Consider the following 12,731-nt stretch of genomic DNA (forward strand, 5'->3'; position numbering starts at 1 on the left):
AGCCCAGGTCAGAAAGGATCTGACCTGGGCTTCAAGCTGAGCAGACCGGCCGAGCGACACAAAGCGCAAAAGCCCCAGGTCACGGCGAGTGAGTCCTGGGGCTTCTACAGAGCCGCCTGCGGGATTCGAACCCGCGACCTACGCATTACGAGTGCGTTGCTCTGGCCAGCTGAGCTAAGGCGGCACCGTTGCCGTGTGTGGCGGCAACGCGGGCCAGTCTACACAGGTTTCGCGGGTGATCCGTACCCGGATGCCGGGGGGTGGATCAGGCGGAGGAGACGGCCAGTTTGGCGGCGAAGCCGGCGAAGAGGACGGCGACGCCGCTGGTGAGGGTGGCGGAGAGGCGCTTGCGGCGGCGGAAGGCGGTGGCGAGGGTGGTGCCGGCGAAGATCAGCAGCGAGAGGTAGAGCAGGCTGAAGGTCTGCAGGACGCCGCCGAGGAGGGCGAAGGACAGGGCGGGCCGGCCGTAGGACGGGTCGACGAACTGGGTGAAGAAGGAGAGCAGGAAGAGGATGGCCTTGGGGTTGAGGAGGCTGACCACCAGGGCGCGGCGGAAGGGGTTCTCGGCGGATTCGGGGGCCGGCTCGGCGGTGGGGTCGGCGGCCACCCGGCGTTCGCGCCAGAGCTCGCGGGCGGCGCGGAGCATGCCGTAGCCGAGCCAGAGCAGGTAGGCGGCGCCGCCGAACTTGACCACCGCGAAGACGGCGGGGTTGGCCTTCAGCAGGGAGGCGGCACCGATCGAGGTGAGGCTGATCAGGGTGAGGTCGCCGACGAAGACGCCGGCCGCGGCCCGGTAGCCGGTCCGGACGCCCTTGCGGGCGGCGACGGACAGCACGTACAGGGAGTTGGGGCCGGGCAGCAGGACGATGACGAGGGCGCCGAGGATGTACGTCGCCAGGTCGTTGACTCCGAGCACGTTGCGCTCCGGTGCGGGGGAAGGGCAGGGGGCGCTCATCGTAACGTCGCACCGGCAATCGATTGAAGCGAGAACTACCTACCGGTCGCCCGGAACCCCCGCCCCCTACCGGTCGCAGCGCTTGCCCGGCTCGGGGGCCTCCCCGGTCAGCAGGAAGCGGTTCACCGCCCCGTCCACGCAGGCGCTGTGCCGGCCGTACGCGGTGTGGCCGTCCCCGTCGAAGGTGAGCAGGCGGCCGGACTCCAGCTGCCCGGCCAGGGACTGGGCCCAGGCGTACGGGGTGGCCGGGTCCCGGGTGGTGCCGACGACGACGATCGGGGCGGCGCCGGCCGCCCGGATGGTGTGCGCCGTACCGGTGGCCCGGACCGGCCAGTACGCGCAGGTCAGCGCCATCCAGGCCATGTCGCGCCCGAAGTGCGGCGAGACCTGCTCGAAGTCCGGCACCGCCCGCTGGACCTCCTCCGGTCCGCGGAACGGGGCGGGCAGGTCGAGGCAGTTCACCGCCGTGTTGGCGAACATCAGGTTGGGGTACGAGCCGTCCGCCTCGCGCCCGTAGTAGGCGTCGGAGAGCTTCAGCAGCCCGGTGCCGTCGCCCGCCTTGGCGTCGGCGAGCGCGGTGCGCAGCTTGGGCCAGAGGAAGTCGGCGTACATGGCCTCGATGACGCCGGTGGTCGCCTGGGACTCGGTGAGTCGGCGCCCGCTGTCCGTGGTGGGCAGCGAGGCGGTCTGGACGGCCGCGAACAGGGCTCTGAGCTGCTCGCCGACCTGCTGCTCGGTGCGGCCGAGCGGGCAGTCCTCACGCTTGGCGCAGTCCTTGGCGAAGGCGGCCCAGGCGGTCTCGAAGCCGCCGGCCTGGGTGCGGTTGCCGGTGACCGAGTCGAGCGCCGGGTCCATCGCGCCGTCCAGCAGCAGCCGGCCCACCCGGGTCGGGAAGAGCCCCGCGTAGGTCGCGCCGAGGAAGGTTCCGTAGGACTTGCCGACGAAGTTCAGCCGCTCGTCGCCCAGCAGGGCGCGTAGCACGTCCATGTCCCGGGCGGCCTCGACGGTGCTGAGGTGGCCGAGCGCCGTTCCGGCCTGCTTCCGGCAGCCCTCGGCGAACTCCTTGTCGGCGGCGACGAGGGCGTCGATCCCGTGCTGGTCGCCGGGGGTCAGGTCGACGGCGGTGAAGGCGTCCATCCGGTCGCCGCTCAGGCAGGTGACGGGGGTGCTGCGGCCCACCCCGCGCGGGTCGAGGCCGACCAGGTCGTACCGGGCGCGCACCCCGAGGTCGTACGTCCGGGCGGCGGACTCCAGGTACTCGACCGCCGAGCCGCCGGGCCCGCCCGGGTTGAGCAGCAGCGAGCCGAGCCGCGGGTCGTGGGAGCCGGCGCCGGTACCCGCGCCGGTCGCGGCGGGTTCGGCCGCCGCGCGGGCGGCCGCCAGGGTGAGCTCGCCGTCCCCCGGCCGGTCGTAGTCCAGCGGCACCCGGAACGTCGTGCACTCGAACCCGCCGTCGCACGGCTGCCAGGCCAACCGCTGCGCGTAGTACGGCGCGAGCGCGGCCGGGACGGTGGCGGGCAGCGGCTCCAACGGGGTGGCCCCCGGCGCGCCGGCCGCCGGGGTCGAGGGCTCGCCGGGGCCCGGCGTCGCGGCCGGGGCCGAGGACACACCGGAGTCGGCCGAATCGGACGAGGCCGCCCTCGGCGCCCCGTACGGGCCTGAGCCGCACCCGCCGGCCAGCAGGCCGACGGCCAGCGCCGCGGCCGACACCCGCGCCGTCGCGGCCAGTACCCGAATCCGCCCGAAGGCCCTCATCCGGTTGCTCTCCTCAGAGGATGGAAGGGACGAAGAAGCGATGACCCGGAAAGCGGAGGAAACGCCGCTGCCCGGTACCCACCCCGGGGTACCGGGCAGCGTAACGCCCGCTCGACGGGTGCTCAGGACGCCTTGGCCAGCGCCTCGGCCAGGAACTGCGCCGCCTGCCGGACCAGCCGCAGCCGCTCCCGGTCGGGGGTGAAGTCCTGCACGTTGTCCGAGATCCGCACCTCGGCCTTGGCCGCCGGACCGGGGCCCGCCTTGAGTGAGGCCTGGAGCTTGCGGGCCGCGTCCAGCCCGGCGGAGTCGGCCTTAGCGGCGGCCAGCAGCAGCTTGGCCGCGCTGCCGGTCGGGGCCTCGGCCCCGGTCTGGGTGAGCGCGGCGGCGTCGTAGCGGCCGGAGACCGCCGCGGCCGCGCCGTACAGGTCGGGGCGGGCCAGCCCGGCGGCGGCCGCGCACGGCGCGCCGCCGTCGACGCCGAGGGTGCCCCAGGAAGCCGGGCCGGGCGGCAGGGTGCGGAAGGAGGCCGCGATGGTGGTGCGCAGCGTCGCGTCGTCCGCGACGGCGGCCGGGGCGGCGGCGACCAGCTCACAGGGGTGCGCGGTGCCGTTCGGCGCCTCGGGGGCGACCAGGATGAACGCGCGGGCCTTGCCGGTCTGCAGCGCCGAGCCGATGCCCTCGAACACGTCCGGGACCTCGGCGTCGGCGGTCCTGCGCGGCGCGGCCGCGTGCATCACGACGACCGGGAAGCGCGCGTTGGGCTCCTTGGCGTACTGCGGCGGCAGCCAGACCCGGACGTTGCGCGGGCGCCCGTCGGGGCCGAGCACGGCGGACTGAAGGAGCTCGCCGCCGCCCGGGTGGCCGACGCTGTCGAAGCGGCTGACCACGGCGGGGGCCGTGGTGGCGACCGGGGTGGCAGCGGCGGCAGCAGCGCCGGCGGCCGGCTCGGTGGCCGCGGGCGGCGCCGCCTGCTGCCGGGCGGCCGCCCCGGCCGCCGACTCCGAGCCCGCCCCCGCCGCGTCCACGACGGGCTGCGGACGGTCCGGGTCCTGGTCGCCGCGGCCGAGAGCGCCGAAGGCGCCGAGCCCGGTGAGCAGCGTCAACCCGGTGACGCACACCCCGCAGACCATCGCCCCGCCCGCGCGCACCAGCATCGGCCACCGGTCTCCGGCCAGCTCGTAGGTCTCGGCGGCGCGCAGGTCGCGCCAGCGCTGCAGGGCACCGCGGGCCAGCCAGATCCCGCCGAGCGCGGCGGCCAGTAGGGGAATGACGAGGAGCGAACGAACCATGCGACGCACCGCCTCGGGAGGAGGGCCGGCGCCGGACCGGACCCGGCGCGTACGGGAGGCGACCGGCCCGGCACCGGGCGCAGTCGGCCCCCAGCGTGCACAACCGGCGGACGGTCACACGCTCGTGTGCCCGGCGCGTATCGCCCGTTCACTCGAAGGTGGGACAACGCACCGGCTCCGGCAGGCGTACGGCCGTCGGCCGGTGGAGCGGACCGGCGGGCGGCTTGGGCGGACGGCTTGGGCGGAGCGGACCGGCGGACGGCTGGGCGGAGCGGACCGGCGGAGCGCCCCTACGGACGACCCGGCCGACACCCCTGCGGCCGGCTCAGCCCGCGCGCAGCGCCACCGTCATCGCCTCGACCGCCAGCAGCGGGTCCACGTTGCGGTCCAGCGCCTCGCGGCAGGCCAGCACCGCCTCGATCCGGCGCAGCGTGCCCTCCGCCGGACCGGCCTGGGCGACCCGGTTCAGGGCCTGCCGCTGGTCCTCGTTGGCGAGCGCGCCGGTGGAGCCGAACTGGATCGCGAGCACGTCCCGGTAGAAGCCGAGCAGGTCGAGCAGGGCGACGCCGAGGGTCTCCCGGCGGGTGCGGGTGGCGCGGCTCTTCTGCCGCTTCTCCAGCTCCTTGACCGCCCCGGCCATGCCGCGCGGCGCCTTGCTGCCCTCGGCGGCGCCGTAGGCGGCCTTGAGGTCGTCGGTCTCCTTGGCGTCCTGGGTCTCGGCGAGCGCTTCCGCGTCGGCCTTGGCGGTGTCGACCAGGCGCTGGGCGGCGGTCAGGCAGCCGCCGATGTCGCCGACCTCCAGCGGGATCCGCAGCACGTCCGTCCGGCGGGTGCGGACCTGCTCGTCGACGGCGAGGCGGCGGGAGCGCTCGATGTCGCCCTGTCCGGCGAGCGCGGCGAGCCTGGCGGTCTCCGGGTCGACGCCGTCGCGGCGGACCAGCGTGTCGGCGACCGCCTCGGCGGCGGGGGTGCGCAGCACCAGCAGGCGGCAGCGCGAGCGGATGGTCGGCAGCACGTCCTGGACGGAGGGGGCGCAGAGCAGCCAGACGGTGCGCGGGGAGGGCTCCTCCACGCCCTTGAGCAGCGCGTTCGCGGCGGCCTCGGTGAGCCGGTGGGCGGCGTCCACCAGGATCACCGACCAGCGGCCGCCGGTCGGGTAGCTGGAGGCGCGCAGCACCAGGGCGCGCATGTCGCCGACACCGATGGACAGGCCGTCGGTCCGGACGTACTTCACGTCGGCGTGGCTGCCGGCCAGCACGGTGTGGCAACCGTCGCAGAACCCGCAGCCGGGCGTGCCGCCGAGCGCGAGGTCGGGACTGGTGCACTGGAGGGAGGCGGCGAAGGCTCGCGCGGCGGTGACCTGGCCGGCACCGGGCGGACCGGTGAACAGCCAGGCGTGCGTCATCAGGGAGGCGTTCCCACCCTCGACGGGGGCGGCCCCGCGGCCGACCTCGACCGCCGCCCCGGCTGCCCGGGCTGCGGCGGTCAGCTGCTCGACCACCCGCTCCTGGCCCACCAGGTCGTCCCAGACGGCCACTACTGCTCCCAAGCTCCGTACGGCAGCGCCCACGGCGCCTCTTCCCCGCCGTCGAGCATACGTCTCCGCCCCGACAGCCACTGCTCCATCGGGGTCACGGCGGACGGGCGGAGCGGCGGGCAGCGGACGGCCGACGGCGGACGCGCGGTGGCCGGAGGAGCAGACGGACGGGCCGACGGCATGACCGCCACCGGCCCGGGGCCGCCGCCCGACAGCAAGGCGGCGCCGCCGGGGAGCTACCCCGACGGCGCCGCCCACACCGTGTCCGGTCAGCACCGTGTCCGGTCAGCCCCGGCGGCCCCAGCGCCGGCCCTTGCCCTTGCCGTCACCGTCCTTGCCGTCGCCGCCCTGGCCCTGGTCGTCGCCGTCGCGCGGATCCGCAGCACGCTGCGGGCCACCCTGACCCTGGCCCTGGCCCGGGTTGCCGCCGTGCTCCCAACGCGTCCACTCGTCGTGCGAGCCGAGCAGGGTGTCGGTGAGGCTCGGCAGGTCGTCCATCGGCGTCTCCTCGGCCCACTCCGGCCGAGGCCGCTCGGCGACCGGCTGCGGCTGCGGCTGCGGCTGCTGAGCCTGAGGCTTCGCCGGGGGCTGCTGCCGAGGCGGCTGGGCCTGGCGCCGAGGCTCCGTGGCGGGCTCCCCGCCGACCACCGGCAGCTCACGCGTGCTGTCCACCGGACGGTCCGGCTCGACCCGCGGCAGCACCGCCGTCCGGTCGGCCTCCGCCGGGACCGTCGGCAGCACGGCCGTCTCGTCCACCGCCGAGGCCGGCACCACCGGCAGCTTGGCGGTCGCGTCGACCGCCCCGGCGGCTCCCGCCGCCTTGCGCGCCTCGGCGGCCTCGGCCGCCCGGACCGCGGCCTGCCGGTCCTGCGGCGACAGCTCGCGCGTCGCCTCGTCCCCGAGCCCGTCCGCCGGACCCTGCGCAGCATCCCGAACCCCAGCAGTCCGAGCCGCAGCGTCGTCCGGGGTGTCCCGGACCGCCCGCAGCTGCGTGGTCACGGCATCCCCGCCCGGCGCACCCGGGGCCGCCCCCGGCCGCCCGGTCGCCCGGTCCTCCGCCGTCTCGGCCGCCGCAGCCGCGGCCGCCAGGGCGGCGGCCTGCGCCAGCCGAGCCTCCTCGGCCCGCTGCAGCGCCTCCTCCGCCCGGCGGCGCTGCTCCTCGCGGGCGAGCTCCCGCTGCCGCTGCAGCTCGGCCTGGGCGGCCGCCTCGTCGGCGATCCGCTTGCGCTCGGCGGCCTCGGCCGCCAGCCGGGCCTCCTCCACGGCGCGGAGCCTGGCTTCCTCCTCGGCGCGGCGCTTGGCCTCCTCCTCGGCCCTGCGGCGCGCTTCCTCCTCGGCCTTGCGCCGGGCCTCGGCGGCGGCCCGCTCGGTCTCCTCCTTGGCCAGCCGCTCCTTCTCCGCCTGCTCGGCGCGCAGCTGCGCCAGCAGCTCCTGCCGCTTGCGCTCGGCGGCCTCCTCCTCGGCCTTCTTGCGGGCCTCCTCGGCGGCGCGGCGCTCGGCCTCCTCACGGGCGAGCCGCTCCTGCTCGGCGCGGGCAGCCTTCTCCTGCTCGGAGAGCGGCAGCTCGCGGTCGAGCCGGTGCCGGATGGCGGTGGTGACGGAGCCGGGGGCCTGGCTTCCGTCCACGACCAGGTAGCGCGCCGGGTCGGCGGCCGCGAGGGCGAGGAAGCCGGCCCGGACCCGCTGGTGGAACTCGGTGGGCTCGGACTCGAGCCGGTCCAGCGCCTCGGTGAAGCGCTCCCGGGCCCTGGTCGGGTCGACGTCCAGCACGACGGTCAGGTCGGGCAGCAGTCCGCCGGTGGCCCAGCGGGAGATCCGGGCGACCTCGGTGGCGGCCAGGTCGCGCCCGGCGCCCTGGTAGGCGATGGAGGAGTCCATGTACCGGTCGGTGATCACCACGGCGCCGCGGGCGAGGGCCGGGCGGATGACGTTCTCGACGTGCTCGGCGCGGTCGGCGGCGTAGATCAGCGCTTCGGCGCGGTGCGACAGGCCGGTGTTGCCGACATCCAGGACGAGGCCGCGCAGCCGCTGGCCGACCGGGCTGCCACCGGGCTCGCGGGTGAGCACGACCTCGTGCCCCTTGCCGCGGATCCACTCGGCGAGTGCCTGGGCCTGGGTGGACTTGCCGGCGCCGTCGCCGCCCTCGAGGGCGATGAAGAAGCCGGTGCCCGCGCCCCGGTGCGGGACGGGGCCGACGGCGCCGCGCACCGCGTCCACCAGGTCCCGGCCGAACGGCACGGTGCCGCGCCGGTCGTCGGTGCGCAGCAGCACGACGGCGGCGAGCACCAGGGTGAGCAGCCCCGCGGTGGCGACGGCGAGGGCCGCGCCGCCGTGGATGAAGGTGAAGGAGCCGGGTTCGACGGTGCCGTACTCGACGTCCCCGTAGGCGGCGGCGATCAGCGGGACGACGACCAGCGCGGCGGCGACCACGGTCCGCAGCACCGCCACGAGGTGCTCGGTGACCTTCGGCAGCCGGGCCTCCTCGACCTCCTGGGCGAGCAGGGTGCGCCCGGCCGAGACGACGATCCCGGCGGCCAGCGCGGCCAGCACGGTGAGCAGCAGGACCAGCACGAAGTCCAGCACCAGCCCGGCCAGGATCAGCGCGACGCCCTGGGTGAGCAGCGCCAGCGCGAGCAGTCGGCGGCGGGAGAGCGAGGGCAGCGTGGCCCGGGTGAGCCGGGCGCCGAGGGCGGGCGCCGCGGTGGCGGCGAGCACGAGCAGGCCGTAGCCGATCGGCCCGGCCCGGTGTTCGGCGGCGGTGAGCAGCGCGAGCGCGGCGACGCCCGCCATCGAGGCGAAGCCGGCCGCGACGGCGAAGGTGAAGTACGGGGCGCTGCCGGTGCGGCCCTTGCCCAGCGCGGGACCGGGTGCCGAGTCGGTCGGGGCGCGCAGGCCCTGCAGCGGGGAGACCGGGGCGACGGCCACCGGGCCGCCGGGCAGCTGCTGGAGGTAGCCGCGGGTCGCCGAGGCGGCGAACAGCCCGGCCGCGCCGAGTGCCGCGAAGGTGAGCTGGTGGGCGCGGAGCCAGTCCGAGCCGGCCGCCGCGCCGATGTTGTTGAGCAGGGTGAAGCCGACCAGGCCGACGGCGGCCAGCGGCACGGTGACCCAGCCGGTGAAGCGGTCGATGCCTCGGACGGTCTCCAGGTTCGCGGCCGCGGGCCGCTGCTCGGCGGCCGGGGCGTAGGGGTTGGCCGGCGGCAGCAGGCCGGGGACGGCGGCGGCCTTGGCGATCCCCCAGACCCGCTCGGCGGCACCGGTGACGAACACGGTGGCGAGCAGGACGTAGGTGGCGGCCCCGGAGGGCTTCGAGCCGGAGCCCAGCCAGACGGTCCACCAGGGCGCGAGGCCGATCAGCAGGGCGCGCAGCGCGTCGGCGCCGACCAGCGTCCAGCGCCGGTCGAGCTTGCCCGCGACCAGCCGGTGCACCGGGCCGAGCAGCGCCACACCGACCAGGCCGGTGGCCGCCACCCGGACGGCGAGGACCGCCGCGAGGGCGAAGGCGAGGCTGCGCGGCAGGTCGCCGAACCGGCCGCCCAGGGCGGCCGCGATCACGGTGAGCGCGAGCAGCACCAGCAGGCCGAGCCGGTCGGCGGTGCCGCCGATCAGCTGGGTGGTCCACAGACGCCGGTAGGCCCGGGTCCGCAGCAGTGCCCGGGCCCGGTCCACCGGGGTCCCGGCGGGCGCGACCTCCGGCAGGTCGGGCGTCGCGGCTCTGGCGGCCGGGGCGGCGCTGGGGGTGGGCTGCTCCTCGCTCGTCATACGGTCAGCGTAGCGGGCGGGGCTTGGCCGGATTGTGGCGAACGGGCTTCCGGATCCCGCTCATCACCGGGTTGTGACGTTCCCCGCACAGATCCGCGCACAGATCCCCACGCGGGCCCCGCACAGATCCGCACGCGGGCCCCGCACAGATCCGCACAGCTCCCCGACCGCCCTGACCACCTCCCGCCCGGTCCCCGGCAGCACGCGGGCCCGTACCCCCGGGATCGGGGGCACGGGCCCGTCGGCGGTGATCGGGGATCAGTCCTCGTCGGTCGCCGTGGTCTTGGCGGCGGCCGTCTTCTTGGTCGCCGTCTTCTTCGCCGCCGCCGTCTTGGTCGTGGTCTTCTTGGCGGCGGTCTTCTTCGCGGCCGCGGTCTTGGTGGCCGTGGCCGCCGTCTTGGTCGCGGTCGCCTTCTTGGCGGCGGTCTTCTTCGCCGGGGCCTTCTTCGCCGTCTTCTTCACCGGTCCGCGCGCCCGCTTCTCGGCGAGCAGCTCGTAGCCGCGCTCCGGCGTGATGGTCTCGACGTCGTCGTCCTTGCGCAGGGTCGCGTTGGTCTCGCCGTCGGTCACGTACGGGCCGAAGCGGCCGTCCTTGACCACCACCGGGCGCTCGCTGACCGGGTCGTTGCCCAGCTCCTTGAGCGGCGGGGCGGCGGCGGCCCGGCCGCGCTGCTTGGGCTGGGCGTAGATCGCCAGCGCCTCGTCGAGGGTGATCGTGAAGAGCTGGTCCTCGCTGGTGAGCGAGCGGGAGTCGGTGCCGCGCTTGAGGTACGGGCCGTAGCGGCCGTTCTGCGCGGTGATCTCCGCGCCCTCGGCGTCGGTGCCGACCACGCGCGGCAGCGAGAGCAGCCGCAGCGCGTCCTCCAGGGTGACGGTGTCCAGCGACATCGTCTTGAACAGCGAGGCGGTGCGCGGCTTGACCGCGTTCTTGCCGGTCTTGGGCGTGCCCTCGGGCAGGATCTCGGTCACGTACGGGCCGTAGCGGCCGTCCTTGGCGACGAGCATGTTGCCGCTGACCGGGTCCGGGCCGAGCTCGAAGTCGCCGCTGGGCTTGGCCAGCAGCTCCTCGGCCAGCTCGACGGTGAGCTCGTCCGGCGGCAGCTCGTCCGGGATGTCGGCGCGCTGGCCGGGCTCGCCCTCGACGGCGGAGGCACGCTCGACGTACGGGCCGTAGCGGCCGACCCGCAGCGTGATGTCGTCGCTGATCCGGAACGAGCTGATCTCCCGGGCGTCGATCGCGCCGAGGTCGGTGACCAGTTCCTTCAGGCCGCCCAGGTGGTCGCCGTCGCCGTTGCCGGCCTCGGCGGCGCCGCCCACGGCGTGGCCTTCGCCCTCGCCGAAGTAGAAGCGCTTCAGCCACGGCACGGACTTGGCCTCACCGGCGGCGATCCGGTCGAGGTCGTCCTCCATCTTGGCGGTGAAGTCGTAGTCGACCAGCCGGCCGAAGTGCTTCTCCAGCAGGTTGACCACGGCGAAGGAGAGGAACGACGGGACGAGCGCCGTCCCCTTCTTGAACACGTACCGGCGCTGGATGATCGTGTCGATGATCGACGCGTAGGTGGAGGGGCGGCCGATCTCCCGGTCCTCCAGCTCCTTGACCAGCGAGGCCTCGGTGTAGCGGGCCGGCGGCTTGGTGGCGTGGCCCTCCGGGGTGATCCGCTCGGCGCCCAGCGGGTCGCCCTGGGCGACCTGCGGCAGCCGGCGCTCGCGGTCGTCGAGCTCGGCGTTCGGGTCGTCGGCGCCCTCGACGTAGGCCTTGAGGAAGCCGTGGAAGGTGATGATCTTGCCGGAGGCGGAGAACTCGACGTCCCGGCCGTCGGCGGAGGCGCCGCCGACCCGGACGGTGACGGACTGGCCGACGGCGTCCTTCATCTGGGAGGCGACGGTGCGCATCCAGATCAGCTCGTAGAGCCGGAAGTCGTCACCGGTCAGGCCGGTCTCGGCGGGGGTGCGGAAGCGGTCGCCGGAGGGGCGGACGGCCTCGTGCGCCTCCTGCGCGTTCTTGACCTTGCTGGCGTAGGTGCGCGGGGCGTCCGGCAGGTAGTCGGCGCCGTACAGCTGGGTGACCTGGGCGCGGGCGGCGCCGATCGCGGTCTCCGACAGCGTCGTGGAGTCGGTACGCATATAGGTGATGAAGCCGTTCTCGTACAGCTTCTGGGCCACCTGCATGGTCCGCTTGGCCCCGAAGCCCAGCTTGCGGCTGGCCTCCTGCTGGAGCGTGGTGGTGCGGAACGGCGCGTACGGCGAGCGGCGGTAGGGCTTGGACTCGACGCTGCGGACGCTGTACGCGGTCTGCTCCAGGGCGGCGGCCAGCTGCCGGGCGGCCTGCTCGTCCAGGTGCAGGGTGTTGGCGCTGCCGGCCTTCAGGCGGCCGTCCGAGCCGAAGTCGCGGCCGCTGGCGATCCGCTTGCCGTCGACCGAGGCGAGCCGGGCGCCGAAGGTCTCCGGGTTGGCGGAGTCGGCCGGGGTGCGACCGGTACCGAAGGTCCCGACCAGGTCCCAATACGAGGCGGTGCGGAAGGCAATCCGCTCACGCTCGCGCTCGACCACCAGCCGGGTGGCGACGGACTGCACGCGGCCCGCCGACAGCTTCGGCATGACCTTCTTCCACAGCACCGGCGAGACCTCGAAGCCGTAGAGGCGGTCGAGGATGCGACGGGTCTCCTGGGCGTCGACCAGGCGCTGGTTGAGCTCGCGCGGGTTGGCCACGGCCTCCTGGATCGCCGACTTGGTGATCTCGTGGAACACCATCCGGTGCACCGGCACCTTGGGCTTGAGCACCTGCTGCAGGTGCCACGCGATGGCCTCGCCCTCGCGGTCCTCATCGGTGGCGAGGAAGAGCTCGTCGGACTCCGCGAGCAGCGACTTCAACTTGCTGACCTGGGACTTCTTGTCCGCGTTGACCACGTAGATCGGCGCGAAGTCGTGATCGACGTCCACTCCGAGTCGGCGCACCTCACCGGTGTACTTGTCCGGCACCTCGGCCGCGGTGCTGGGCAGGTCGCGGATGTGCCCGACGCTCGCCTCGACGATGTAGCCGGGGCCAAGGTAGCCCTTGATCGTCTTCGCCTTGGCCGGCGACTCGACAATGACGAGTCGCTGTCCGTGCGCGGTCTCGCTGCTCGGGGACACCTTCGCTCTTCTCTCCCGGTCCTTATGTGGCTGGTCGGCGCTGGCAGCACGGGCTGCGCTCCGCCCGACCCCTCCACCGTCCCGGGGCCGCCGCTGCACGACACCCCACCAGCGGAGTGTGACCGTACCCCGGCCACCCTTGTCAAACGGACGGATACCGCGTTTTCACTTGCCGGGCTCACCGACGCCACTCGAACGGTAACCCGATGACGGAGGTTCCCGCCCCGTGGAGGGCGGCCTTCGGCAGGTTCCGGAGGATGGAATGACGGATTTCAAGATCTGTCAACGGAAAATCGACGGTGGA

Annotated in this window: 6 protein-coding genes and 1 tRNA gene; all 7 read right to left on the reverse strand. The window is 74.9% G+C overall.

Going from position 1 to position 12,731, the window contains the following annotated elements; all coding sequences use genetic code 11:
• Nucleotides 1-110 precede the first annotated feature (110 nt).
• A tRNA-Thr gene (locus tag ACZ51D_RS30375) sits at nucleotides 111-184 on the reverse strand.
• An 81-nt stretch (nucleotides 185-265) separates the two neighbouring features.
• Nucleotides 266-916 (reverse strand): leucine efflux protein LeuE, encoded by a 651-nt coding sequence (leuE, locus tag ACZ51D_RS30380; RefSeq protein ID WP_465622655.1) that lies wholly within the window; start codon nucleotides 914-916, stop codon nucleotides 266-268.
• A 105-nt stretch (nucleotides 917-1,021) separates the two neighbouring features.
• The gene (locus tag ACZ51D_RS30385) at nucleotides 1,022-2,710 is read right to left on the reverse strand and encodes an alpha/beta hydrolase (protein ID WP_465622657.1); all 1,689 of its coding nucleotides are present in this window, start codon (nucleotides 2,708-2,710) and stop codon (nucleotides 1,022-1,024) included.
• Nucleotides 2,711-2,832: 122 nt separating this feature from the next.
• A complete protein-coding gene (locus ACZ51D_RS30390; RefSeq protein ID WP_465622658.1) occupies nucleotides 2,833-3,999 on the reverse strand; it encodes an alpha/beta hydrolase in 1,167 nt (388 codons plus the stop codon).
• 325 nt (nucleotides 4,000-4,324) lie between these two features.
• Nucleotides 4,325-5,536, reverse strand: coding sequence for a DNA polymerase III subunit delta' (locus tag ACZ51D_RS30395; RefSeq protein WP_360496675.1), 1,212 nt, complete (start codon nucleotides 5,534-5,536; stop codon nucleotides 4,325-4,327).
• A 285-nt stretch (nucleotides 5,537-5,821) separates the two neighbouring features.
• Nucleotides 5,822-9,295 carry a dTMP kinase gene (gene tmk / locus ACZ51D_RS30400; protein ID WP_465622660.1) on the reverse strand — a complete coding sequence of 1,158 codons (3,474 nt, stop codon included), beginning with the start codon at nucleotides 9,293-9,295 and terminating at the stop codon, nucleotides 5,822-5,824.
• A 258-nt stretch (nucleotides 9,296-9,553) separates the two neighbouring features.
• Nucleotides 9,554-12,427, reverse strand: a complete 2,874-nt coding sequence (topA, locus tag ACZ51D_RS30405) for a type I DNA topoisomerase (protein WP_360496172.1) — start codon at nucleotides 12,425-12,427, stop codon at nucleotides 9,554-9,556.
• Nucleotides 12,428-12,731: the final 304 nt, after the last annotated feature.

The organism is Kitasatospora sp. NPDC033851 (genome assembly GCF_055576085.1).